The sequence below is a fragment of the Pseudomonas sp. S31 genome (assembly GCF_016648105.1).
In the GTDB taxonomy this organism is placed as follows: Bacteria; Pseudomonadota; Gammaproteobacteria; order Pseudomonadales; family Pseudomonadaceae; genus Aquipseudomonas.
The window spans coordinates 14,314-40,070 of sequence record NZ_JACVVE010000019.1; the positions used below are offsets into that span (position 1 = coordinate 14,314).

Here is a 25,757-nt window from a genome sequence, read left to right on the forward strand (position 1 = left end):
AGGAGCAGCGCATGTTGCCGCTGGAGCGTATCGAATTTCTTGAACAACAGGCCCTGGCATTGCTGAGCGCGTTGCCAGTCGCCGACCCACGGCTGCAGACCCGCCAGCAACTGCACGGCGAACTCGCCCAATACTGGGCCAGCACCGACGACCAAGGCCGCTCGCGCAGGATGCGTCTGGCCGATATACACCGGGCGATGATGCATGCGCAGCTCGACCTGCGCAGCAACGACATGACGCTGGAGCGACCCCACGTCGCAACCATAGCCACCGTGCTGGATCTGCCCTACGCCTGGCAACGTCAGCAGCAACCACCCGCCCAGCGTGCCCAGGTCTATCGCCCCACGCTCAGCCGTATTCGCCCCGCCTGGCGCGCCGCTATACCGGGTGTGTTCGTGATTGTCAGGGGCGCACCCCCTGGCGTACGGCTGGAACCCGCCCCGACCACTGGCCCGGCACTGCTTTGCGGCCTGACGCAAGGTATCGAAGCCTATGCGTCGCTGGCCGAGTTGCACCTGGAGTTGTGCGAGCGCCTCGACGATCCGATCCAAAGCCAGCCGCTGCTGCATCTGCTGGTGGATGCGCCGCAACTTGCCAACGCTGCGCAGGCGGATCGACTGCGCTATGAATGGTACGCCGACGACTTCCTGCAAGAGCAGGTCGACTGCCTGATAGAAGCGCAACGCCAACGTTTGAACCTGGCCTGGGCTGCGATCCAGCCCGGTACATCCGGTGATTCCGAAAGGCTGCGCGCCGCCATGTCGTTGGCCGACGACGCAGGCAAGCGCGGCATCCTCAGCACACGTTATGCACGCCTGCTCGAAAAGAACCTGCCGAACTGGTTAGCCTCGGCAACGCCACAAGCACTCGCTCATATCATGCAAGGCATGCAGGAACTGGTGGCAGTCGCGGAGCGCGTAGCCGCTCCGGGCATCCTGACCCTGGCGCAGTTTCAGCAGCGACATACCTTGCAGACCTGGGCCAAGACCCAGGTCGAGCAACGCCTGCGCCACGACTTGGGTGTTACTTTCGCGGCGTCCGACATCGTCATCGACATCGCCCATACGCGTCAGGTCGGGCCCCACCTCAACCCATTGCAACCTTCCAGCTATGTGACATGGCAGGGCGGTGAACGAACGGGGGAGTCGCTGATAGAAACCACCTCGACGCGTTATTCGCTCGATGCGCTAGCGGTACACAACCTGGCCTGGTTCGATTTCGACTACTGGCTGACCGCTCGAGTCGCGCACCGCCAGGGTAAAGCCTTGCCAGCCCAACTGACGCCAGACTACGTCAAGGCGTTGGTGAGGACGCTTAACGTGGGCGATAGCTACAGTGCCTTTCTGCGAACCCAACTGATCGACGCCCCCATCGGTAGGTGGCGCTTGCAAGCACACGCCCGGATCAACCGTGCCCGCATGCGGGCCGAATCGATCAAGGCGCGCTACGCCGGGCACATCAGCAAGGACTGGAACGAACGCGCCTACCAGTGGATACAACAGGTGCTCGATCAACCTGACAACGCACTGCGAGCCCCTGTCGACGGGCACTCGGTCATCGTCCGCCAACTGCTGATCAAAGGCCATACCGTGCAAGGCGTGCTGCTGATCCAAAGCACTTCGCGCAATACCACCGCCTTCGTTCTCTATACCCCCGACGCGCCCGACAGAAAGGCCTGGCGCTCCTTTACCAGCAGCTACCAACTGTTACGGCTACTACGGCGCGAACCTGCAGTGCAGCGCTACGTCGCCCTGCGCCTGGCCCTGCTCCCTGCGGGAGAAACCGAACCCCTGCTACGCAAGGGCCGCCTGGGCCAGGTGCTGAGTATGCCGACCATCGACGGCGACCTTTTCTTCGCTTACTACATGGCAGAGGTCCACGGCCTGCTGGCGACCGTCGATGCCAACAGCCACACCACCTTGGAAGTCGATGTCGGGCAAGCCATCAATTTCAGTTGGTACCTGGTGGACCTGATAAGCCTGGTACTGCCAGCCAGGGTACTGATACCGCTGGTGCTTGGGCGCATGGCCGTGGAAATCTGGAGTGGGGTGGATGCCTATCGCCAGGAGGATGTCGAGGGTGTCCTGCGCCATGCCTACAATGCGCTGAGCCACATCAACGATGCCGGCAGCAGCCTTGCCAACACCAGGCTGATGCGGCGCATCATGCGCGGCCTACCCATGCAACCGCCAGTGCCGCTACCGGCGCGTTACAGCGTGAACCCGGACATTCGCCACCTGCGCTTTCGCATCGATGGCCTGTACGGTGAAGGCATTTACGAAAAAGCCTCGGCATTCGAGGGATTGACCCAGTACTTCATTCAAGATGACCAGGGCCGCTACTACAAAGTGTCGTTCGACGGTAGTCGCTGGAGGGTCATCGACCCCGACCAGCCCGATGCCTACCTGAAACAGCCCGTCAAACGCCTGGCCGATGGCCGCTGGGTCATCGACTCGCCGCTGCTGTGGTACGACGGTTTGCCGGACCTCGCGACCCTTTTCAGCGAATGCCGCCTACCAGTGCCGCAGGCCGGCACGCCGGTCGATAACGCCGAAGGCTTGTTCCAGGCCGATGAGCAGCTTTACCTGCAAACCCACGGCGGGCAGTTGCCGGTAAGCCGCCACCTGCTGCCTGGGCGTTACCACTTGCACATACCCCATGCCCAAACCGCAGGAGTCAAGCCTTGGGCGACCCTGCGTTGGCAGGATGGTCAGTGGCGCATACAGGTACGCCAGGCCGGGCGCAGCAGCGATTGGCTGGCGCTGCCCGAGGCTTATTCGGTCAGCCGTGGCAGCAACCGATCCAGGCGCTGATGCAAGGCACTGGCAGTGGGCCAGTTGCGCAGCAGACGCGCCCGGTCACGGGCATAGGCCGGGGCGAAGCTGAGCTGAGTGGCGTGCTGGCACATGGCATCGAGGTCGATCAGCGACCACTGGCCGTTGTCCCAGAACAGGTTGTGGCCCTTGAAGTCGCCATGGCTGATGCGCTCACGGATAAGTTGCCGCATCAAGTGCACCAGGGCATCCACCTGTTCCTCTGGGGCGTCGCCGGTATCCACGTAGGGCGCGAAGCATGCCGTCAGGTCGGGGCCATCGAGGTACTCGGTGACCAGGTAGGCGCGGCTGCGCAGGCCCATCACGCGTTGCTCGAGCACCGCCAACGGACGCGGGGTGGCGATATCGAGAAACGCCAGGCGGTGGCCCTCGATCCACGAATGCCAGGCCCTGCTCGGGCGCCAGAAGCGCTTGAACCAGTGGGCGGTGTTCTTGATGTTGTAGCGCTTGAGCACCAGCTTGCGGCCTTCGACCTCGACAAGCGCGACGCTGGCGGCGCCACCGGTCTTGTACAGGTGGCCCTTGTCGATCAGTTGGTCGGCCTGCTCCAGCACCGGCAGCATGGCCTGCATCTGGTCCCGCGGCATCGCCCGCAGGCCCGACAGGCTGCGCTCGACGCTGAACAACGTGCACTCGCGACCGGCCTTTTCCAGGTAGTCCTTCTGCCGCCAGCTGCGCACCTTGTCGACCTGCTTCTGCAACGCCTCCAGTGGCAAGGCATGTTCGGCGTTGGCCAGCAGGTAATGCACCAGCAGCTCCTCGATGAACGGCTCCAGGCGCTTGGGCAACTGGGCGAAGAACACCCCGAGGTTTTCCAGCACGCGCGGGCGCGACAACTGCTGGCCGGCAGTCTCGGCGCGGATGCCGGCACCGTCGATCAGGTACAGCTTGCCGCCGTGGCGCAGCAGGTTGTCCAGGTGCAGGTCTTCTTGCCACAGGCCCTTGGCGTGCATCTGCGCCACGGCGGTGAGGGCCTCGCCGAGCACCAGGTGCTGCGCATCGGACAGCACCGGCTGGCGCTCCACTTCGGCCCAGGCATCGGCCAGGCTCTGGGCGTCATCGAGGAATTCGAACAGCAGCCAGCCACCCTCGCCTTCCTTGAGCCCATCGGCCAGCAGTGTCGGCGTGGTCAGGCCTTGGTCGGCGAGCAGCTTCACGCCTTCGAGTTCGCGCTGGAAATGCCGTGCGGCACTGCTGCCGACCAACAGCTTGGCCAGCACCGGGGTGCCGCGCCAGATGCCGGCACCCACGTAGCGCTGGCCGGGCAGTACACGCAGCAGGCTGAGCAGTTGCAGGTCGGCGCTGCCAGCAGCGTCGGCGAGGGTAATGGACAACGGCAGCGCCGGGCTGCGGCCCAGATCCTTGAGTTCAGACAAACGCATCAGCGGGCCTCTTTTTCACGACGGCGTTGCGTCAGGCGTTGCAACCAGGTCCCCACTTGCACGCTGTCCGCCGGTTGCGCCAGGTAGGCGGCCAGCAGCGTGCGCACGTCCGCCTCGCTCCAGACGCGGGCGCGACGCAGCAGGGGTTCCAGGTCCTTGAGCCGATCACGCATGCCGAACAGCAACGGCCGGGTCTTTTCCAGGTCGATCAGTTGCGCGTCCCAGCCTTCACGGCGCTGGCGCAGGAAAATGTGCTTGGGGTAGAAACAGCCGTGCACCTGGCCGGCGGCGTGCAGGGTGCGGGCCAAGGCGCCACAGGCGAGCAGGATGGCGTCGCGCGTCGAGGCGTCGAACTGCGGCCATTGCGCCAGCAGGCTGTCCAGGTCGCTCCAGCCATCCAGGGCGCGGGTCATGAGGATCGCCCGGTGCTCGCCGCCCCCTTGGCGCTCGCCATAGAACACCGCCTGCAAGGCCGGGATCGCGAGTTTCTGGTAGCGGCTGATATTGCGGAACTCGCGGGCGAAGGTCGGCTCGCCGAACGGCCGGTGCAGGCTGCGGGTCAGGTAGTTGGCCTGGCGCTTGAGGTAATAGCCTTTGCCCTCCAGCTCCAGGCGAAACACCTGGCTCCAGCCGCCCCGCCCGATGTTGGGTTCGTCCACCGCATCCAGTTGCAGCGTCCACAGCGCCTCGAAATCGTTCAGGCCATGGCGCTGCAGCAACGCGAGGTCCGCGCTGGCCAGGTAATCGGTCATTCCCTTCCCTCGAAAAAGCCCAACACCTGGCGGATGCGCCGCTTGTCGCGGGCGTTCAGGCGCTGGCGCTGACGGTACTGCAGGTAGAAACGCAGGCGCTGGGTCGCCGACAGGTGATACTTGGCGACCTTGTCCAGGCAGGCCAGGTCCTTGATCAGGCGGTGGCGCCACATGAAGCCGCGCCAGAAGTCACCGGTCGGGCAATCGATGAAGAACAGCGTGCCCTGGTCATCGACCAGCAAGTTGCGCCACTTGAGGTCGTTGTGGGCGAAACGATGTTCGTGCATGACCCGGGTGTGCCGCGCCAGCTGGCGGCTGACGTGGTCGACCCAGGCGCGGTCGGCCAGGCGCGGATCGTTGCGCTTGGCCAGTTCCTGCAGGTCTTCGGTACGCGGCAATTCACGCGTGACCATCGCCCCGCGGCCAAAGGCCAGGCCGTTGCGTTCCAGGCCCCAGGCCACCACCTCGGCGGTGGGGATGTGCCACTTGGCGAACTGCTTGAGGTTCTGCCATTCGGCCTTGATCCGCGGCCGCCCGAGGTAACGGCGCATGTGCTTGCCGGCGCCGGTGTAGCGCTTGACGTAATAGTTGACCCCGTCACGCTCGATGCGCACGACCTCGCTCAACGGGTCGCGCGTCAGGCGTTCGCCCTGCACGGCGAACACCGCATCGAGGCTGCCGAAGTCCGCCGCCAGGTGCTCGTAGCCCGGCGCCAGTGTCCAACTCGCCATCAGAGTGCGTCCCCATAGCGTTGCTTGCGATCGTAGAGTTTCTGCGCCTTGCGCTCGAGCCAGGCGAGCAGTGCCGCTTCATCGGCAAGTACCTGGCGCAGCGGGCGCTGGAAGTAGCCGCGCAGGAAGCGCAGCTTGTCGCGCTGCGTCAGGCCGATGTCCAGGGCCGAGAAGTACAGGGCGGCAAGGTCCTTGTCGCGCCAGCGACGGCTGATTGTCGCCCGGGTCTGGGCGCGGTGCAGGTCGATCACCGACAGCTTGAAGTCCTCCGGCGTCACCGGGCGGTCGGTGTGCAGCAGGAAGTGGCAGATGTAGCAGTCGCGGTGGTTGACCCCGGCGCGGTGCATGCCACCGGTCATCTTCGCCACCTCGGCGATCAGCGCCCATTTCAGGCGCGGCGCCGGAGGCTGCTTGACCCAGTCGAGGCTGTAGTCCTCCAGGCTGATGGTCGGCGCCAGTTCCTCGGTGACGATGAACGAGTGCTGGCGGGCCGGGTCGCCGCCGCGCTCGCCGTAGGCCACTGCGGTCATGGTCGGCACGCCGACTTCGTGCAGGCGCTGGATGGCCCGCCATTCCTGGCCGGCGCCAAGCACCGGCAGCTTGGCGGTGAACAGGTTCTTGAAGATCTCGCCCCAGCCGATGCCGCGGTGGATCTTCACGAAGTAGCCCTTGCCCTCGACCTCGGTACGCAGTGTTCGGCGCCCTTCGAGTTCGCGGTAAACCTCGCCCTGCAGGGCCTCGACTGCCTCGAAGGCATCGCGCTTGGCCCACAGGTGCTTGAACGGCTCGGCCAGGATCAGCTTCATGCGCCCACCTGCCCGAGGATCACGTCGGCGGCATGCTGCGGCATGCTGTACAGGTCTGCCGTGTCGGCGAACGCCAGGCCGTTGCGCGACCAGTCGGCGCGGGCCTGCGGGTCTTCGAGTATGCGCTGCAGGTAGCGGTTGAGCTGCTCCTGCTCGAACGGCTCGTCCAGCACCAGGCCGCTGTCGGCCTCGGCGATGTAGTGGGCGTAGCCGCAGACCTTGGACACCAGCACCGGCAACCCGGCCACCAGGGCTTCGAGCAGCACGGTGCCGGTATTTTCGTTGTAGGCCGGGTGAATCAGCAGGTCGGCACCGAGCAGGAAGCGCGGGATGTCGCTGCGCCCCTTGAGGAACTGCACCTGCTCGCCCAGGCCCAGGGTCGCGCTCTGCAACTGGAAGACCTTGGGGTCGTCCTGGCCGATGACCATCAGCCGGGTGCGTTTGCGCAGGGCCGCGGGCAACGCGGCCAGGGCCTTGAGGCTGCGGTCGACGCCCTTGGTCTTGAACCCCGAGCCGATCTGCACCAGCAGCAGGTCGTCGTCGCCCAGGCCGAACTCCTGGCGGAACTCGGCGCGGATCTCGGCGGCATTGGCCGGCGCCCGGCGGTCCTGGGAGATGCCCGGCGGCAGCAGGTGGAAACGCTCCACCGGGGTGCCGTAGTGCTTGATGAACAGTGGTTGTTGCACCTCGGAAATCATCAGCACCTCGGTGTGGGCGTCCTTGGCGAACACGGCCCGCTCGTACTCGGCGAAATGCCGGTAGCGGCCCCAGCGACGATACAAGCCGCCGCGCAAGGTCTGGGCCTTGTCTTCGAAGCAGCCGTCGGCGGCGTAGTACACGTCCAGCCCTGGCATCTTGTTGAAGCCGATCAGGCGATCGACCGGGCGCTTGGCCAGGTCGGCGGCCATCCAGGCGCTGAGCTTCTCGTTGCGACGGTGGTTGAACAGCGCCTTGACCGGCGCCACCAGCACCTCGAAGCCCGGCGGAATGTCACCCTCCCAGATCAACGTGTACACGCGGATCTGGTGGCCCCGCTTCTGGCACTCCAGGGCAATACGCATGAAATCGCGCTGCAGCCCGCCGAAGGGGAAGTATTTGTAGAGTACGAAAGCCAGTTGCATCAACGAACATCCTCAGCCAGCAGCAGCGCGCTCAGGCGGCTCGCCACATGCTCGGGATTCAGGCGAGTGAAGCACAGCGGCCACTCGCGTTTGATATCGAACCGGCGCAGGTCGTCGGCGCTCGGTTTGTAGGTGCATTTCTTTTGCAGGCAAGGCGCGCACGGCGGCCAGTCGCTGGCCTGGTGGATCTGCGTGCGGCCATAGGCTCCGGTCAGGCCCGGGTTGGTCGGGCCGAACAGGGAAATGGTCGGCACGTCCAGCGCTGCAGCCAGGTGGCCCAGCCCGGTGTCCACGGCCACGCAGGCCTTGGCGGCGGCCAGCACGCGGGCAACACCGGCCAGGTTCAATTTGGGGAGTACCTGGCAGTTGTTCAAGCCCTTGGCGATGCGCTCGGCCCGTTCCTTCTCGGCCGGATTACCCCACGGCAGGCACACCTGCAGCTTGCGCCGCCCCATGCGCTCGGCCAACTCGCGCCAATAGGCCTCGGGCCAGTGCTTGGTGGCCCAGGTGGTGCCATGCAGGAACACCACGTAGGGCGCAGCCGGCGGCAACTGCAGGCGGTCCAGGTCGAGCCCGTAGTTGCCCAGGCCTTCCGGCAGGTCGTAGGCCAGGGCCATGGCGAACAGCTGGCGTGTACGCTCCACGGCATGTTGGCCGACCGCCACCGACAGGCGCCGGTCATAGAAGCGACTGGCCCAGCCCTCGCGGGCCGAGTACCGATCCAGGCCCGCTACCGGTGCCTTGACATAGCGGGTCAGCCAGGCTGACTTGACCAGCCCCTGGGCATCGATCACCAGGTCGTACTGGCGCTCGCGCAGGCGTTGCTTGAAGGCCTTCCACTCGCCGCTCTTGACGGTTTGCCAGAGGTTCTTGCGCCAGCGCCGGATGGCCACCGGAATGACCTGGTCGACCGCCGGGTGCCAGCTGGGGATCTCGGCGAAGCCTTCTTCCACCACCCAGTCGAAGCGGATGCCCGGGATCGCGTGGGCGGCATCGGTGATCGCCGGCAGGGTGTGGATGACGTCGCCCAGCGACGAGGTCTTGATGATCAGTACCCGCACTTAGTCGACCTCGGTCACGCTATCGATCAATTCCGGCCCGCCCAGCCGCGTCAACGCGGCGATGACCATGCCGGGGTCGAGCAGGCGCAGGCAGTTGTAGTGGCCGAAACGGCAGGTACGGTCGAAGCAGGGGCTGCATTCGATGCCGGTGCGCACGATCTCCACCTGTTCGGCCAACGGCGGGGTGAAGCCCGGCGAAGTCGAACCATAGACCGCCACCAGCGGGCGGTTCAACGCTGCGGCCACGTGCATCAGGCCGGAGTCGTTGGTGACCACCGCGTCGGCGCAGGACATCAGGTCGATGGCCTCGGCCAGCGACGTTTCTCCGGCCAGGTTGTACGACTCTTCACGGAACCCTGGGATCAGCCGGTCGCGGATCTGCTCGCCGACCGGGTGGTCGTTCTTCGAGCCGAACAGCCAGACCTGCCAGCCCCGGCGAATCAGCGCATCGGCCACCTCGGCGTAGTGCTCGGCAGGCCAGCGCTTGGCCTCGCCGAACTCGGCGCCTGGGCACAGCGCCAGCACCGGGCGGTCCAGCGCCAGACCGAACTTGGCCAAGGCGGCATCGCGGCTCTGCGGCTCGATGCGCAGGCTCGGCCGTGGGTAAGGCTGCGGCAGTTCGGCGCCGGGCGTGTAGGCCAGGGCCATGAAGCGCTCGATCATCAACGGATAGCGGGTCTTGTCCAGCTTGCGCACGTCGTTGAGCAGGCCAAAACGCATCTCGCCGCGCCAGCCGGTACGCTTGGGAATGCCGGCGAAGAACGGCACCAGCGCCGACTTCAGCGAGTTGGGCAGCAGAATCGCCTGGTCGTACTGGCCAGCCAGGGACTTGCCGATGCGCCGTCGCGTGGCCAGTTCCAGCGCACCATGGCCGAGCGGGAAGCTCAGGGCCTGGCGCACCTCGGGCATGCGCTCGAGGATCGGCCGGCTCCACTCGGGGGCCAGCACGTCGATCACGCAATCCGGGTGCTGCTGCTTCAGGCACTGGAACAGGGTCTGCGCCATCACCATGTCGCCGACCCAGCTGGGGCCAATGATCAGTATTCTCATGCTTCGTCCAGAAACGGTCGGGGAGGCTGCAGGCTGCGTTACAGCCTGGCCTCCCCTCTTTATATTCAGGCTATGTGGCGGACAGTGTAACACTGGTGGCCTGGGAGGGGCCTTTGGGGCTGCTTTGCGCCGCGATGGGCCGCAAAGCGGCCCCAACGATCTCAAGTCAGCCCCAGTTCACCCCAGATCCGCCGCACCTCGCGACGCTCATCGGCGAACTGCGCCGCGTCGATCACCCCGGCCTGCTTCTGCAGGGCCTGGCGGTGCGACGCCGAGCGGAACGCCTTGTACACCTCACGCAACAGCACCGCGTCGCTGGCCGGCATCAACCCTGCCTGCTCCAGCTCTTCCAGAATGCGGATGTTATCGGTCCATCGGAGTATGGCCGGATGGTCGTGGGACCAGGCCAAAGCGGCGTATTGCACCATAAATTCGATATCGACGATACCGCCGGCATCCTGCTTGATATCGAAGGGCATACCGGCGTCGAAGGCGTTGCCGGCAGTGCCCGCGGCTGTGGCCTTGGTACCGAGGTTGTCACGCATCTTGGCGCGCATCTCGCTCACCTCGGTACGCAGCCCGGCCAGGTCTCGCTCACGCCCCAGCACCTTGGCGCGCACGCCCTCGAACGCTGCCGCCAGCTGCGGGCAGCCCACCAGCACGCGCGCGCGCACCAGCGCCTGGTGCTCCCAGGTCCAGGCCTGGCTCTGCTGGTAGCGCTCGAACGCTCCCAGCGAACTGACCAGCAAGCCCGACGCGCCGGACGGGCGCAGGCGCATGTCGACGTCATACAGTTGGCCGGAGTTGGTCTGGGTAGTCAGCAGGTGGATGATGCGCTGGCCCAGGCGGGTGAAGAACTGCGCGCTGTCGATCGGTTTGGCGCCGTCGGTTTCGGCCTGCGGGTCGCCATCGTGGATGAACACCAGGTCCAGGTCCGAGCCATGGCCCAGCTCCAGGCCGCCGACCTTGCCATAGCCGATGATGATGAAACCTGGGTCGCACAAGCTGCCGTCGCTGCCCTTGGGTTGGCCGTGGCGGGCCACCGTCTGGCGCCAGGCCAGCGCCAGCACCTGGTCGAGGATCGCCTCGGCCAGCCAGGTGAGGTAGTCGCTGACCTTCATCAGCGGCAGGTTGCCGCTGATCTCGGAAGCCGCCACACGCAGGCTGTGGGCCAGCTTGAAGTGGCGCAGCGCCTCCATCTGCTGCTCCAGGTCGTCCTCGGGGATGCGCGTCAGCCGCTCGCGTAGCTCGGCGGCCAGCTCCGGGGCGAGCGGCGGGCTGAACAGCCGGCCCTCGTTGAGCAGCTCGTCGAGCAGCAATGGGTAGAGGGCGATCTGCTCGGCGATCCAAGGGCTGGCCGCGCACAGGGTCAGCAGCCGGCGCAGAGCGCCAGGGTTCTCGGTCAGCAGCACCAGGTAGGCCGAGCGTCGGGCCACCGCCTCCACCAGCGGCAGCACGCGTTCGAGCACCAGGTCGGGCTTGTCATGCTCCACCGCCTGGGCCAGCAGCCGCGGAATGAAGGCATCCAGCCGCTCGCGGCCGATGCGCTGCATCGAACGCAGCTGCGGGCTGGCGCGCAGCCCGGTCAGGCGGCGCAGGGCGTCGGCAGGCTGCTTGAAACCGGCTTCCTCGAGCTGGCGAGCGGCGGCCTCCTCGTCCTGCACCTGCTCCCACAGCGGCGACCACTCGCCACCGACTACCAATTCGCCCTCGCTTTCGTCTTCGTCCGGGTCGGCGATGACCTGGCGGAAATGCCAGTCGACCCGGCCACGCCAGTGCATCAGCTGGTCGTGGAAGGCCTGCCAGTCGGCGAAGCCAAGGATGTAGGCGACCCGCGCGCGGTCGGTCTCACCCTCGGGAAGCATCTGCGTCTGGCGGTCGGCGATGGCCTGGATGGCGTGCTCGGTGTAACGCAGGAACTCATAGCCCTCGCGCAGCTCCTCGATCACCGCCGGCGGCAGGTAGCCCTGGCCCTCCAGGGTTGCCAGCACCTTGAGCAACGGCCGCTGCTGCAAGCTCAGGTCGCGCCCGCCGTGGATCAACTGGAAGGCCTGGGCGATGAACTCGACCTCACGAATGCCACCAGCGCCCAGCTTGATGTTGTCGGCCATGCCCTTGCGCCGCACCTCTTGCTGGATCAGGTGCTTCATGGTGCGCAGCGCTTCGATGGCGGAAAAATCCAGGTAACGGCGGTAAACGAACGGGCGCAGCATCTCCAGCAACTGCGCGCCGCTGGCCTGGTCGCCGGCGACCACGCGCGCCTTGATCATCGCGTAGCGCTCCCAGTCGCGGCCCTGGTCCTGGTAGTAGTGCTCCAGGGCATTGAAGCTCAGCACCAGCGCGCCGGACGAGCCGTAGGGACGCAGGCGCATGTCGACGCGGAACACGAAGCCATCGACGGTGACCGGGTCCAGGGCCTTGATCAGGCGCTGGCCCAAGCGGGTGAAGAACTCCTGGTTGTCCAGCGAACGCTTGACCCCCTCGGTTTCACCGCCTTCGGCGAAGGCGAAGATCAGGTCGATGTCCGACGACAGGTTCAGCTCTATCGCGCCCAGCTTGCCCATGCCCAGCACCACCATGTGCTGGGGCTGGCCGCTGCGGTTGCCGATCGGCGTGCCGAACTGCTGGCAATAGCGCGGGTACAGCCATTGATAGGCTTCGTCGATAGCAGCGTCGGCAAGGTCGGAAAGGTCCTGGCAGGTTTCACCCAGCTCGGCCTGGCGGGTGATGTCGCGCCAGATGATGCGCAACTGCTGGCGGTTGCGCTCACGCCGCAGGTTGCGCGCCAGCTCGTCTTCGCTCTGCGCCGCCTGGGCCGCAACGGCAACCTGCCCGCGCAGTTCGCCTGGAGCATAGCGGCGATCCAGCTCGCCACTGGCCAGCAGCGCACAGAGCATGGCCGGTTCGCGCTGGGCCAGTTCGAGGACGAAATCGCTGGCTGCGGCAACCTGATCGAACTGCTGCCGGTGCACCGGGCTCCAAGTCTGCAAGTCGAGTTCAGGGTAGGCCGTCACGGCATCGTGCAGAAACTGCTGGTTGCGAGCGACCAGTGGTTGCAGGGTGACGGGCAGATCGAGCGGCAAAGGTAGGCGCATGGACTATCCTTGATCGGCGAGAAAGAGAGGGGTAGAAGCGGCCACGGGGAGGCTGGACCACGGTTGGACTGTCGTACAAAAGTTGGAAATAGCTGAAAAAAACGAAACATTGGCAAGAAACATCAAGAAGCACCCGTTCGCGACACAACGCCAACCAACATGAACGTTTTTCCCCACAAGCCGAGGTGCGACCAAACGTCGCATTTCTGTAGTTTTACTACTACCCCGCCGTGGTAAAAGCATGAAATGCGAAAGCATTTGTAGTAAAACTACACGGCGCCGGATCACACCCCGGTAATCCAAGAATTCACGACGTCTGCCCATAAGGCCAGTCGCAAACTCAGGCCCCCGATTCTGGTGGCCTTTCCGCCCTGGAGCAAGCCATGCAAGACCTCGATCCAATCGAAACCCAGGAATGGCTGGATGCCCTGGAGTCGGTCCTCGACAAAGAAGGCGAAGACCGCGCTCATTACCTGATGACCCGTATGGGCGAGCTGGCCACCCGTAGTGGCTCGCAGCTGCCGTATGCCATCACCACGCCGTACCGCAACACCATCCCTGTCACCCACGAAGCACGCATGCCTGGCGACCTGTTCATGGAACGCCGCATTCGCTCGATGGTGCGTTGGAACGCCCTGGCCATGGTCATGCGTACCAACCTGAAAGACTCGGACCTGGGCGGACACATCTCCAGCTTCGCCTCCAGCGCCACCCTGTACGACATCGGCTTCAACTACTTCTTCCAGGCCCCGACCGAAGAACACGGCGGCGACCTGGTGTTCTTCCAGGGCCACGCTTCGCCTGGCGTCTACGCCCGCGCCTTCATGGAAGGCCGCATCAGCGAAGAGCAGATGAACAACTTCCGCCAGGAAGTGGACGGCAACGGCCTGTCGTCGTACCCACACCCATGGCTGATGCCTGACTTCTGGCAGTTCCCGACCGTTTCGATGGGTCTGGGCCCGATCCAGGCGATCTACCAGGCGCGTTTCATGAAGTACCTCGAAGCCCGCGGCTTCATCCCGGCCGGCAAGCAGAAGGTCTGGTGCTTCATGGGCGACGGCGAGTGCGACGAGCCGGAATCCCTGGGCGCGATCGCCCTGGCTGGCCGCGAGAAGCTCGACAACCTGATCTTCGTCATCAACTGCAACCTGCAGCGCCTCGACGGCCCGGTTCGCGGCAACGGCAAGATCATCCAGGAACTCGAAGGCGTGTTCCGTGGTGGTGGCTGGAACGTCAACAAGGTCGTCTGGGGCCGCTTCTGGGACCCGCTGCTGGCCAAGGACACCAACGGTGCCCTGCAGCGCCGCATGGACGAAGTCATCGACGGCGAGTACCAGAACTACAAGGCCAAGGACGGTGCGTACGTCCGTGAGCACTTCTTCAACACCCCGGAACTCAAGGCCATGGTCGAAGACCTGTCCGACGACGAGATCTGGAAGCTCAACCGTGGCGGCCACGACCCGTACAAGGTCTACGCGGCATACCACCAGGCTGTGAACCACAAGGAACAGCCGACCGTCATCCTGGCCAAGACCATCAAGGGTTACGGTACCGGTGCCGGCGAAGCCAAGAACACCGCGCACAACACCAAGAAGGTCGACGTCGACAGCCTGCGTCACTTCCGTGACCGCTTCGACATCCCGGTCAAGGATGCCGACCTCGAGCACCTGCCATTCTTCAAGCCTGAAGAAGGTTCGGCCGAAGCCAAGTACCTGGCCGAGCGCCGCGCAGCCTTGGGTGGCTTCGTGCCGCAGCGCCGTGCCAAGAGCTTCAGCGTACCGACCCCGCCACTGGAAACCCTGAAGGCGATCCTGGACGGCTCGGGCGACCGCGAAATTTCCACCACCATGGCCTTCGTGCGCATCCTGGCGCAGCTGGTCAAGGACAAGGAAGTCGGCCAGCGCATCGTTCCGATCATCCCGGACGAAGCCCGTACCTTCGGTATGGAAGGCATGTTCCGCCAGTTGGGCATCTACTCGTCCGTGGGCCAGCTCTACGAGCCGGTCGACAAGGACCAGGTGATGTTCTACCGCGAGGACAAGAAGGGCCAGATCCTCGAGGAAGGCATCAACGAAGCCGGCGCCATGTCGTCGTTCATCGCTGCCGGTACCTCGTACAGCTGCCACAACCAGCCGATGCTGCCGTTCTACATCTTCTACTCGATGTTCGGCTTCCAGCGTATCGGCGACCTGGCCTGGGCCGCTGGCGACAGCCGCACCCGTGGCTTCCTGATCGGCGGTACCGCCGGCCGTACCACCCTGAACGGTGAAGGCCTGCAGCACGAAGATGGTCACAGCCACATGATGGCCGGCACCATCCCGAACTGCCGCACCTATGATCCGACCTACGGCTACGAGCTGGCGGTGATCATCCAGGACGGCATGAAGAAGATGACCGAAGAGCAACAGGACATCTTCTACTACATCACCGTGATGAACGAGTCCTACCAGCAGCCAGCCATGCCGGCCGGTGTCGAGGAAGGCATCATCAAGGGTATGTACCTGCTGGAAGAAGACACCCGCGAAGCCGCGCACCACGTGCAGCTGATGGGCTCAGGTACCATCCTGCGCGAAGTCCGCGAAGCGGCGAAGATCCTGCGTGAAGAATTCAACGTCGGTGCCGACGTGTGGAGCGTCACCAGCTTCAACGAACTGCGCCGCGACGGCCTGGCCGTGGAACGTGCCAACCGCCTCAAGCCTGGCCAGAAGCCACAGCAGACCTACGTCGAGCAGTGCCTGGGCGGCCGCAAGGGCCCGGTCATCGCGTCCACCGACTACATGAAGCTGTTCGCCGAGCAGATCCGCCAGTGGGTGCCGAGCAAAGAGTTCAAGGTCCTGGGTACCGACGGTTACGGTCGCAGCGACAGCCGCAAGAAGCTGCGTCACTTCTTCGAAGTCGACCGCCACTTCGTGGTGCTGGCTGCCCTGGAAGCCCTGGCTGACCGTGGCGAGATCGAACCCAAGGTTGTGGCTGACGCCATCGTCAAGTTCGGCATCGATCCGGACAAGCGCAACCCACTGGACTGCTGAGGAGTATCTTTAAGTGAGCGAACTCATTCGCGTACCTGACATCGGCAGCGGTGAAGGTGAAATCATCGAGCTGTTCGTCAAGGTCGGTGACCGTATCGAGGCTGACCAGAGCCTGCTGACCCTGGAGTCCGACAAGGCCTCCATGGAGATCCCGGCTCCCAAGGCCGGCGTCATCAAGGAACTGAAGGTCAAGCTGGGCGACCGCCTGAAAGAAGGCGACGAGCTGCTGGTCCTGGAAGCCGAGGGCGCCGCTGCCGCGGCCCCTGAGGCACCTGCGGCCGCGCCGGCCCAGGCTGCAGCACCAGCGCCAGCTGCCGAAGCCGCACCAGCGCCTGCCCCGGCCGCAGCCCCGGCTGCCGCCAGCGTGCAGGACATCCACGTGCCGGACATCGGCTCGTCGGGCAAGGCCAAGATCATCGAAGTGCTGGTCAAGGCCGGCGATACCGTCGAAGCCGACCAGTCGCTGATCACCCTGGAGTCCGACAAGGCCTCCATGGAGATCCCGTCGCCCGCCGCTGGCGTGGTGAAGGAAGTGATCGCCAAGCTGGACGACGAAGTCGGCACCGGTGACCTGATCCTCAAGCTCGAAGTCGCCGGCGCAGCCCCGGCTGCCGCACCGGCTCCAGCCGCTGCCCCTGCCGCCAAGGCAGAAGCAGCGCCAGCTGCCGCTCCTGCCGCCGCCGCTCCGGCTGCTGCCCCTGCTCCGGCGGCCACCGCCCCGGCTGCCGGCAGCAACGCCAAGGTGCATGCCGGCCCGGCCGTGCGCCAGCTGGCCCGTGAATTCGGTGTCGACCTGGGCGCGGTCGCCGCGACCGGGCCGCACGGCCGCATCCTCAAGGAAGACGTGCAGGTCTACGTCAAATCGGTCATGCAGAAGGCCAAGGAAGCCCCGGCTGCCGGTGCGACCGGTGGTGCCGGCATCCCGCCGATCCCGACCGTGGACTTCAGCAAGTTCGGCGAAGTCGAAGAAGTCGCCCTGACCCGCCTGATGCAGGTCGGTGCCGCCAACCTGCACCGCAGCTGGCTGAACGTGCCGCACGTCACCCAGTTCGACTCGGCCGACATCACCGAGCTGGAAGCCTTCCGCGTGGCGCAGAAGGCCGTGGCCGAGAAGGCTGGCGTCAAGCTGACCGTGCTGCCACTGCTGCTCAAGGCCTGCGCCCACCTGCTCAAGGAGCTGCCGGACTTCAACAGTTCGCTGGCGCCGAGCGGCAAGGCGATCATCCGCAAGAAGTACGTGAACATCGGCTTCGCCGTGGACACCCCGGATGGCCTGCTGGTCCCCGTGATCAAGAACGTCGACCAGAAGAGCCTGCTGCAACTGGCTGGCGAAGCCGCGGCCCTGGCCGAGAAGGCACGCACCAAGAAGCTGTCGGCCGACGACATGCAAGGCGCCTGCTTCACCATCTCCAGCCTCGGCCACATTGGCGGCACCGGCTTCACGCCGATCGTCAACGCGCCAGAGGTGGCGATCCTCGGTGTTTCCAAGGCCACCATGCAACCGGTCTGGGATGGCAAGGCCTTCCAGCCGAAGCTGATGCTGCCGCTGTCGCTGTCCTACGATCACCGCGTGATCAACGGCGCCGCCGCCGCGCGCTTCACCAAGCGCCTGGGCGACCTGCTGACCGACATCCGCACCATGCTGCTGTAACAGGCAGCCAACCTGCCTCCCCTCGGGGAGGCAGGTACCCTTTTCGAGCTGCCACGCTCGTACCTCAACCCCGTCCTTTGGCGGGGCTTTTTTTATGGGCTTGGCTTGGGAATTGTAGTGTCGCGTAGATCGCGCGCCGCACGGGCGGCGCTCGATATCCGCCCCAATGCATTACCCCCCGGCAAGCACCATCGCACCCCATGAGCCCACAAACCCTCCCCCCGCAAACCTAAGGATTTGCCCAACCCGGCCGAAAACCTGACTGATACCCCCTATGGCCGCTTGCCAGCTATGGGGACATGATGCAACCTTGCCAGATGCGCCGCCGCCCAGGCCGCGTCACCTCTTCAAGCGAGTCTTCGATGAAAAGCCAACCCGATGCCGCCAGCCGTGTGGCGGCCGAGGTCGTCACGCAGCTTCCCGTGCCCTCGCGGCTCGGCATGCTGCGTTTCGAAAGGCTCAACGAAGCCAGCTGGGCAATGCTCTACCTCGACCCCGCCTGCGAACGCCAGTTCGCCATGCCCGCCGCCGAGCTGTGCGCGCTGATCGGCTCGCCCTATGCCAGCCTGATGGAACCCGAGGCGCGCTACGCCTTGCACGACGATATCCAGCAGCAACTGGGCCGCCGCGGCTACTACCGGGTGCGTTACACCCTGCATGCCCAGGCTGGCGCCCTGCGCCTGCTGGAAACCGGCGAGGCCTACAAGCAGCACAATCGCCAGTTGCTGCGCGGCTACCTGGCGGTGCTGGACGACCAGGTACAAGGCGCCGCCGACCCCACTGCCGATGAGCTGGAGTCGCGCAACAACCGTCTGCAACTGGCCTTGCAGCTCAACCAGCATGCCCAGCAGGAACAGCTCGAACACCTCGAACGCGTGCGCGGCCAGCAGGACCTGATCCTGCGCCTCGCCCGCCAGCGCTACAGCGCCGAGAATTCGCTGCTCGAAGCCGCCGAGCTGATCACCCGCAGCGCCTGCGAGATCTACAAGGTCGACAGCGCCAGCATCTGGCACCTCGAAGGCCAGCGCCTGGAGCCGATCACTGCCTGGCTGCGCGACGAACAAGTGCACCGCCTGCCCGAGGCCCTCGACGCCAGCCGCTTCCCCGACTACCTCGAAGCCCTGCACACCAGCCGCGCCATCGACGCCCACAATGCCAGCCATGACCCACGCACCCGCGCCCTGGTGGCGGCCCTGCCGGTCTGCGACAACGCCATGCTCGACGCCAGCATCCGTGTCGATGGCCAGGTGGTCGGGGTGCTGTGCCTGGAGCAGACCGGCACGCCCAGGGCCTGGCAATCCGACGAGATCGCCTTCGCCGGCGAGTTGGCCGACCAGTTCGCCCAGGTCATCACCAACCACAACCGACGCACCGCGGCCAGTGCCCTGCACCTGTTCCAACGCGCCGTGGAACAAAGCGCCAGTGCCTTCCTGCTGGTCAACCGCGACGGCGTGGTGGAGTACGTCAACCCCAGCTTCACCGCCATCACCCAGTACAGCACCGACGAGGTCCAGGGCCATCACCTGGCCGAGCTTCCAGCGCTGGAGAACCTCAGCGAGCTGCTGTTCGACTCGCCGTCGAGCCTGGCCATGGGCAATAGCTGGCAAGGCGAATTCAAGAGCCGGCGCAAGAACCTCGAACCCTACTGGGGCCAGCTGTCGATTTCCAAGGTGTATGGCGACAACCGCGAGCTGACCCACTACATCGGCATCTACGAGGACGTCACCCAGTCCAAGCTGGCCCAGCAACGCATCGAACGTCTGGCCTACACCGACAACCTGACCAACCTGGGCAACCGCCCGGCGTTCATCCGCAGCCTCGACGAGCGCTTCGCCCACGTCGGCGACAACCCGATCTGCCTGTTGCTGGTGGACATCGACAACTTCAAGCGGATCAACGACAGCCTTGGCCACCAGACCGGCGACAAGCTGCTGGTGAGCCTGGCCCGGCGCCTGCGCAACAGCCTCAACGCCGACGGCATGCTGGCCCGCTTCGCCAGCAACGAATTCGCCGTGCTGCTCGACAACACCAGCCCGGAAGACGGCCAGGGTGTCGCCCAGCAACTGCTGCACACCCTCGACAAGCCGATGTTCGTCGACAACCAATTGATCAACGTCACCGCCTCGGTCGGCCTGGCCTGCGCGCCGCTGCATGGCAGCGACCCGGCCACGCTGATGAAGAACGCCGGCCTGGCGCTGCACAAGGCCAAGGCCAATGGCAAGCACCAGGTGCAGGTGTTCACCGAAGTGCTCAACGCCGAGGCCAGCTACAAGCTGTTCGTCGAGAACAACCTGCGCCGCGCCCTGACCCAGAACGAGCTGGAAGTGTTCTACCAGCCCAAGCTGTGCCTGCGCAGTGGCCGCCTGCTGGGCCTTGAGGCGCTGCTGCGCTGGAACCACCCCGAGCGCGGGATGATCCGCCCCGACCAGTTCATCAGCGTGGCCGAGGAAACTGGGCTTATCATCCCCATCGGCAAGTGGGTGGTGCGCCAGGCCTGCTGCATGAGTCAACAGCTGCGCAAGGCTGGCATGGGACGTCTGCACGTGGCCATCAACCTGTCGCCCAAGCAGTTCTCCGACCCCGACCTGGTCGCCTCGATCAGCACCATCCTCAAGGAAGAAGCCCTGCCCCCGCACCTGCTGGAACTGGAGCTGACCGAGGGCTTGCTGCTGGAGGCCAGCGAGGACACGCACCGCCAGCTCGACGAGCTCAAGGCCCTGGGCCTGACCCTGGCGATGGACGATTTCGGTACCGGCTACTCGTCGCTGAGTTACCTGAAAAAGTTTCCGATCGACATCATCAAGATCGATCGCAGCTTCATCAACGAAATCCCCGACAACCAGGACGACATGGAGATCACCTCGGCGGTGGTCGCCATGGCCCACAATCTCAAGCTCAAGGTGGTGGCCGAGGGGATCGAGACGCCGGAACAGCTGGCATTCCTGCGCCGGCACCGCTGCGACGTGGGCCAGGGCTACCTGTTCGACCGGCCGATCCCGGGGCGTGAGCTTGCCGAGAAGCTCAAGCGTTATCCGCGCGGTCCAATGGCCTGACAGCGGCGTTAAGCTCGGGCACTATAGAGCCCATTCGGGCCCTTTCGCGGGTAAACCCGCTCCTACAACAAACTGCATGGTTCCTGTAGGAGCGGGTTTATCCGCGAAGAGGCCAGCGCATTCTCAACCGACTACAGAGGAACGGCCATGGCCCTGCGTTCTGAAATCCTGGTGAACAAAAACGTCATGCCGACCGCAGAGCAAGCCCTGCCCGGTCGCGACACCCCGATGACCCTGCCCGAGTTCCACTACGTGTTCGAGGGCACCCCGCTGCTCGGCCCGTTCTTCGAAGGCAGCATCGACTTCGCCATCTTCGGCCTGGGCTGCTTCTGGGGCGCCGAACGCCGCTTCTGGCAGCGTGAAGGCGTGGTCAGCACCGTGGTCGGCTACGCCGGCGGCTTCACTCCGAACCCGACCTACGAAGAAGTCTGCTCGGGCCTGACCGGCCACACCGAGGTGGTGCTGGTGGTGTTCGACAAGGACAGGGTCAGCTACCGCGAGCTGCTGGCGATGTTCTGGGAGCTGCACAACCCCACCCAAGGCATGCGCCAGGGCAACGACGTCGGCACCCAGTACCGCTCGGCCATCTACTGCACCAGCCCCGAACAGCTGGAACAGGCCAAGGCCAGCCGCGACGCCTTCCAGGCCGAACTGAGCAAAGCCGGTTTCGGCGAGATCACCACCGAGATCGACCAGGCACCCACCGTTTACTTCGCCGAGGCCTACCACCAGCAGTACCTGGCCAAGAACCCGCAGGGCTACTGCGGCATCGGCGGCACCGGCGTTTGCCTGCCGCCGAGCCTGCAAGGCAACTGAAGCATGGGCACGATGACCCTGTTCCACTCGCCGCTGTCGCCCTTCGTGCGCAAGGTCATGGTGGTATTGCATGAGACCGGTCAGCTCGACCGCGTCAGCCTGCAAGCGGTGAACGTCAGCCCGCTGAGCGGTGACGAGCAGCTCAACCAGGGCAACCCGATCGGCAAGATCCCGGCCCTGCGCCTGGCCGATGGCAGCGTGCTGCACGACAGCCGGGTGATCTGCGAGTACCTCGACCTGCAGCATGTCGGCGAGCCGCTGCTACCCCGCGAAGGGTCGGCGCGCTGGCGGCGCATGACCCTGGCCTCGCAGGCCGATGCGATCATGGATGCGTCGGTGTCCAGCCGCTACGAAAGCTTCCTGCGGCCCGAGGACAAGCGCTGGGATGACTGGCTCGAAGCACAGGCCGGGAAGATCCGCCGCAGCCTGGCCAATCTGGAGCAGGAACACCTGGCCGAACTGGCCTCGGGCTTCGACCTGGCTGCGATCGGCGTGGCCTGTGCGCTCGGTTATCTGGACCTGCGTCAGCCTGGGTTTGGCTGGCGTGAGCGCCAGCCCGGGCTGGCGGCCTGGTATGCCGAGGTGGCCAAACGGCCATCGATGATCGCCACAGCACCGGTGGCCTGAAGGGCCTCTTCGCGGGTAAACCCGCTCCTACAGGGACCGCGTGACCCTTGTAGGAGCGGGTTTACCCGCGAAGGTCTCACCTCGGTATCCCAGGAAACAGCAGCCCGATCCTGCGGGCCAACCACCGCCCCAACTCCCGATCCTCCCTCATGCCACCCGCCCCACTCGCGCCCAGTCCAGCCGACGGGTCAGCACCATGAACACGCCCAGCAAGCCAAAGCACAGCAGCGAGCCCATCAGCAACGCATAGTCCTCGGCACTGAGCAGGCCGTAGAGCATCGCGTACAACGCCGCCAACCCCGCCGCGAACCCTACCCCCCGCCCCAGGCTGCGCAGCACGTGGCTCAGGTAGAAACCGATGAGCGATACGCAGGCCGAGGCCGACAACGCGTACGCAAGGCCAAAGCCGATATGCTCGGACAGCGACAGCAGCAACAGGTAGAAGAACGCCAGCGCCGCCCCCACCAGGATGTACTGCACCGGGTGCACGCTCAGGCCCTTGAGCACTTCGAAGAGGAAGAAACCGGCAAAGGTCAGGGCGATGAACAGCAGTGCGTACTTGATCGCCCGCTCGCTCTTGAGGTATTGGTCCACCGGGTCGACGAAGCTCACGCCGAAGGTGCGCTCGCTGAAATCCGCGCACTGCCCGCCGGTGGCGCATTGGCGCAGGGCATCCTCGAGGTTGGTGGCGAAGAACGAGGTCTGCCAGTGCGCCGTGAAGCCCTGGTCGTCGATGTCGCGGCGGCTGGGCAGGTAGCTGCCGACGAAGCTTGGGTGCGGCCAGTTGGCGCGCATGTCGACACTGCTGGCGCGCCCCACCGGCAACAGGTGCAACTGCCCGGTGCCCTGCAACGCCAGGTCGAAGCCGTAGGCGAATTCACGGGCTTGCTGGCCGTCGAGCTGTACCAGCGGGACATGCACGCCGCTGCGCAACCAATCCAGGCGGGTACCGGCCTGGAACGGCACGCGCTGGTCGTCGACGCTCAGCTCCAGGGCATTCTCGATACCCCGGATATCGGTGATGCCGACCACCAGGAAGGGTTTGTCGAAGCGGTAGTCTTCGTAGTCCTTCTCGATGCCCCAGTGCACCGGCAGCTTGAAGCGGCCCGAAAGCCGCCCCTTGGCATGGAACAGGCGTGCCTGGTAAATGCCGCGGGCACGCAGCTCGGTATCCACACTCAGGTCGGCGTCGAAGGTTTCCGGAAGGAAGTACAGATGGCCGGCGACGGTGCTGGTTTCTTCCACGCTCTGGCCATCCTTCTCGATCCAGCGGCGCTGGTACTTACGGTACGGCACCACCAACAGCGGGCCACTGACCTGCTGGTCGTAGCTGGCGCTCTGGGCGATGTCGTGCAGCACGCCGTCGCGCAGTTGCTGGCGGTCGGTGATCAGGCCACCGATCATCAGCAAGGGGATCAACAGCAGTAGCGTCAGCCCGGCGATGGTGCCGAGTTTGTAGGCAAGGGACTTGTTCATGGGGCCTCCTGTGGCAGTGGGCGCAGTGTCTGCGTCCTGCATGGAGGCACTGTGGAGATCGTGTGGGGATTTGGTGTTTTTGGGGCCGCCGCGATGGGCTGCGCAGCAGCCCCGGCCGTCTCAGCTGATACGCCGCACCGGCAACCACAAGCGCACCCGCACCCCGCCCTCGACGTTCTCCACCGCCAGCGCCCCGCCGTGCAGTTGCATCACCTCGGCCACGAAGTTCAGCCCCAACCCAGTGCTCTTGCGCCCGGTTCCAGGGCGCGGCAACGAGTAGAAGCGCTCGGCGACCCGCGCCAGGGCATAGGCCGGGATCGCCTCGCCCTGGTTGAACAGGCTCAACGCCACTCGTTCCCCCACCTGCTCCAGTTCGAACAGCAACGCACCGCCCGGGGGAGTGAAGTCCAGTGCGTTGTCGAGCAGGTTGGCCAGCGCCTGGCGCATCAGGAACGGGTCGCACCACAGGCGCAGCTGCGCCGGTATCCGCTGGCGCACCTGCAGCCCGGCCGCCTCGATGCGCGCCGCATGCGCCAGCAGCAGCTCGTCGACCAGCGGCGCCAGCGCGACCTGCTGCTCATCCTCCAGCGCCTGCATCTGCTCGACCCGCGCCAGGTTGAGCAGGCGCTCGATCATCTGTTGCAGGCGCTCGCTCTCACGTTCGATATTGCCGGCAAAACGCGCCCGCTGCTCGGCCGGCATGTCGCCCTGAAGCAGCTCGGAGGCGCCGCGGATCGCTGCCAGCGGGCTTTTCAGCTCGTGGGTCAGGGTGTGCACGTAGCGCTCGACGTAGGCTTTGCCTTCGAGCTGGGTACGCATGCGCTCGACGGCGTTGGCCAGGTGCGCCAGCTCCCCACCCTTGTAGTGCGGCAGCGCCGCGCGCTGGCCTTCGCTGACGGCCTGGGCATAGCGCGCCAGCCGGCGCAGCGAGCGAACCAGCCACCAGGACAACGCCGCCCCCACCAGCAGGCCGACGACGATCAGCCCCAGACCCAGCGTCAGCAGCCGACGCTCGGAGCGGTCGACATAGGGCTGCAGCGAGCTGTTGGGCTTGGCCACGGTGACCACGCCGATGATCTTGCCCTGATCGACGATGGGCGCCGCCACATGCATGACCGAGGTGCTTTCGTCCTCTACCACGCTGCGCGTCGAACGGGCGCCGTACTGGCCACGCAAGGTCAGGTAGACGTCGTTCCACTTCGAGTAGTCCTTGCCCAGGTCTTGTCCGCTGGAGTCGAGCAGAACGATGCCGTTGCCATCGGTGACGTAGATGCGGTGGCTGACCTGGGTCTTTTCCAGGCCCCAGATCTGCGCGCCGGGGCTGCGCAGGCCATAGGCCTTGAGCACCTCGGGCAGGCGGCTCTGGGCCAGGGTGCCGGCCTTGACGTCGTCATGGAGGATTTCCGCCAGCAGGTTGGCGGTGTCGACCAGGGTTTCCTCGGAAGACTGGCGCACCACCGGGCGGATCTGCTCGCGCACCGTGTTGAGCAGGAAGTAGCCCGCCAGGCCGACGAACAGGAAATACACCAGGAAGATGCGGATACCCAGGCGCATCAGGCATGTTCCGGGCTGAAGCTGTAGCCCAGGCCGCGATGTGTCTGGATCGGTTCGGCGTCGGCGGCCACCTGGCGCAGCTTGGCGCGCAGGCTCTTGATGTGGCTGTCGATGGTGCGCTCGTAGCCCACGTCGGAGGCTACGCCGAGGGCATCGAGCAGTTGCTCGCGGCTGAACACCCGCCGGGGCTGCTCCAGCAGGCATTGCAGCAGGCGGAACTCGTGGCGGGTCAGGGCCAGCGGCTGGCCACGGTAGGTGATCTGCATGCGCACGGTGTCGAGCTGCAACACGGCCGTCCCTGCTTCGGTGCGCGGCACCATGCGCTTGAGGATCGCTCGCACCCGCGCCGCCACTTCACGCGGGCTGAAGGGTTTGACTACGTAATCGTCGGCACCGATCTCCAGGCCCACTACGCGGTCGATCTCGCCGTCGCGGGCGCTGAGGAACATCACCGGCACCTCGCTGAAGCGGCGCAACTGGCGACAGGTTTCGAAACCGCTGATGTCGGGCAGGCCGATGTCGAGGATGATCAGGTCGGCAGGGCGCACGCGCTGCTGGTCGAGCGCTGCGCTACCGAGGGTCACCCACTCGGTGCTGTGACCATCGGCCTGCAGGGCGTAGACCAGGGTATCGGCGATGGCGGCTTCGTCTTCGACGATGAGAATGTGGGGCATGGCGTCCGGCCTTGCTTGAGCTTGGCTAGCCATTTAAGCAAGTTT

The 25,757-nt window shown here is 65.4% G+C and carries 17 protein-coding genes; 6 read left to right on the plus strand and 11 right to left on the minus strand.

What is annotated here, in order from left to right; all coding sequences use genetic code 11:
- Positions 1 to 11: 11 nt before the first annotated feature.
- Positions 12 to 2,813 carry a dermonecrotic toxin domain-containing protein gene (locus IAE37_RS15380; protein ID WP_201174925.1) on the plus strand — a complete coding sequence of 934 codons (2,802 nt, stop codon included), beginning with the start codon at positions 12 to 14 and terminating at the stop codon, positions 2,811 to 2,813.
- Here IAE37_RS15380 and IAE37_RS15385 read toward each other — a convergent pair.
- From IAE37_RS15385 to glnE, 8 genes are all read right to left on the minus strand, one after another.
- The gene (locus IAE37_RS15385) at positions 2,774 to 4,216 is read right to left on the minus strand and encodes a lipopolysaccharide kinase InaA family protein (RefSeq protein WP_201174927.1); all 1,443 of its coding nucleotides are present in this window, start codon (positions 4,214 to 4,216) and stop codon (positions 2,774 to 2,776) included. The genes IAE37_RS15380 and IAE37_RS15385 overlap by 40 nt on opposite strands.
- Positions 4,216 to 4,968, minus strand: a complete 753-nt coding sequence (locus tag IAE37_RS15390) for a lipopolysaccharide kinase InaA family protein (protein ID WP_201174929.1) — start codon at positions 4,966 to 4,968, stop codon at positions 4,216 to 4,218. Before IAE37_RS15390 ends, IAE37_RS15385 begins: the two co-directional genes overlap by 1 nt.
- Positions 4,965 to 5,699, minus strand: coding sequence for a protein kinase family protein (locus IAE37_RS15395; RefSeq protein WP_201174931.1), 735 nt, complete (start codon positions 5,697 to 5,699; stop codon positions 4,965 to 4,967). The genes IAE37_RS15390 and IAE37_RS15395 overlap by 4 nt, the downstream gene beginning before the upstream one ends.
- Entirely contained in the window at positions 5,699 to 6,505 is an 807-nt protein-coding gene (gene rfaP, locus IAE37_RS15400) for a lipopolysaccharide core heptose(I) kinase RfaP (RefSeq protein WP_201174933.1), read from the minus strand. Before rfaP ends, IAE37_RS15395 begins: the two co-directional genes overlap by 1 nt.
- Positions 6,502 to 7,626, minus strand: coding sequence for a glycosyltransferase family 4 protein (locus tag IAE37_RS15405; protein ID WP_201174934.1), 1,125 nt, complete (start codon positions 7,624 to 7,626; stop codon positions 6,502 to 6,504). The genes rfaP and IAE37_RS15405 overlap by 4 nt, the downstream gene beginning before the upstream one ends.
- Positions 7,626 to 8,687 (minus strand): lipopolysaccharide heptosyltransferase I, encoded by a 1,062-nt coding sequence (gene waaC, locus IAE37_RS15410; protein ID WP_201174935.1) that lies wholly within the window; start codon positions 8,685 to 8,687, stop codon positions 7,626 to 7,628. The genes IAE37_RS15405 and waaC overlap by 1 nt, the downstream gene beginning before the upstream one ends.
- Complete coding sequence (gene waaF, locus IAE37_RS15415) at positions 8,688 to 9,737, minus strand: lipopolysaccharide heptosyltransferase II (RefSeq protein WP_201174936.1); 1,050 nt, start codon at positions 9,735 to 9,737, stop codon at positions 8,688 to 8,690.
- 161 nt (positions 9,738 to 9,898) lie between these two features.
- On the minus strand, positions 9,899 to 12,832 hold the full coding sequence (gene glnE, locus IAE37_RS15420) for a bifunctional [glutamate--ammonia ligase]-adenylyl-L-tyrosine phosphorylase/[glutamate--ammonia-ligase] adenylyltransferase (protein WP_201174937.1): 2,934 nt from the start codon (positions 12,830 to 12,832) through the stop codon (positions 9,899 to 9,901).
- Positions 12,833 to 13,215: 383 nt separating this feature from the next.
- Between glnE and aceE the strand changes: the two genes are divergently transcribed.
- The 5 genes from aceE to IAE37_RS15445 all read left to right on the plus strand — a co-directional run bounded on the left by aceE (position 13,216) and on the right by IAE37_RS15445 (position 22,008).
- A complete protein-coding gene (gene aceE, locus IAE37_RS15425) occupies positions 13,216 to 15,861 on the plus strand; it encodes a pyruvate dehydrogenase (acetyl-transferring), homodimeric type (RefSeq protein ID WP_201174938.1) in 2,646 nt (881 codons plus the stop codon).
- Between the two features lie 13 nt (positions 15,862 to 15,874).
- On the plus strand, positions 15,875 to 17,512 hold the full coding sequence (gene aceF / locus IAE37_RS15430; RefSeq protein ID WP_201174940.1) for a dihydrolipoyllysine-residue acetyltransferase: 1,638 nt from the start codon (positions 15,875 to 15,877) through the stop codon (positions 17,510 to 17,512).
- A gap of 362 nt (positions 17,513 to 17,874) precedes the next feature.
- Complete coding sequence (locus IAE37_RS15435) at positions 17,875 to 20,565, plus strand: sensor domain-containing phosphodiesterase (RefSeq protein ID WP_201174942.1); 2,691 nt, start codon at positions 17,875 to 17,877, stop codon at positions 20,563 to 20,565.
- 147 nt (positions 20,566 to 20,712) lie between these two features.
- Positions 20,713 to 21,381, plus strand: a complete 669-nt coding sequence (gene msrA, locus IAE37_RS15440) for a peptide-methionine (S)-S-oxide reductase MsrA (RefSeq protein ID WP_201174944.1) — start codon at positions 20,713 to 20,715, stop codon at positions 21,379 to 21,381.
- 3 nt (positions 21,382 to 21,384) lie between these two features.
- Positions 21,385 to 22,008: a glutathione S-transferase gene (locus IAE37_RS15445; RefSeq protein WP_201174945.1), complete on the plus strand. Its 624-nt coding sequence runs from the start codon at positions 21,385 to 21,387 to the stop codon at positions 22,006 to 22,008.
- Positions 22,009 to 22,155: 147 nt separating this feature from the next.
- On the opposite strand, the gene creD is transcribed toward IAE37_RS15445, so the two are convergent.
- The 3 genes from creD to creB form a co-directional block, all read right to left on the minus strand.
- Positions 22,156 to 23,484 (minus strand): cell envelope integrity protein CreD, encoded by a 1,329-nt coding sequence (creD, locus tag IAE37_RS15450; protein ID WP_201174947.1) that lies wholly within the window; start codon positions 23,482 to 23,484, stop codon positions 22,156 to 22,158.
- A gap of 120 nt (positions 23,485 to 23,604) precedes the next feature.
- The gene (creC, locus tag IAE37_RS15455) at positions 23,605 to 25,038 is read right to left on the minus strand and encodes a two-component system sensor histidine kinase CreC (RefSeq protein ID WP_201174948.1); all 1,434 of its coding nucleotides are present in this window, start codon (positions 25,036 to 25,038) and stop codon (positions 23,605 to 23,607) included.
- Positions 25,038 to 25,712, minus strand: a complete 675-nt coding sequence (gene creB, locus IAE37_RS15460) for a two-component system response regulator CreB (RefSeq protein ID WP_201174949.1) — start codon at positions 25,710 to 25,712, stop codon at positions 25,038 to 25,040. Before creB ends, creC begins: the two co-directional genes overlap by 1 nt.
- Positions 25,713 to 25,757 lie beyond the last annotated feature (45 nt).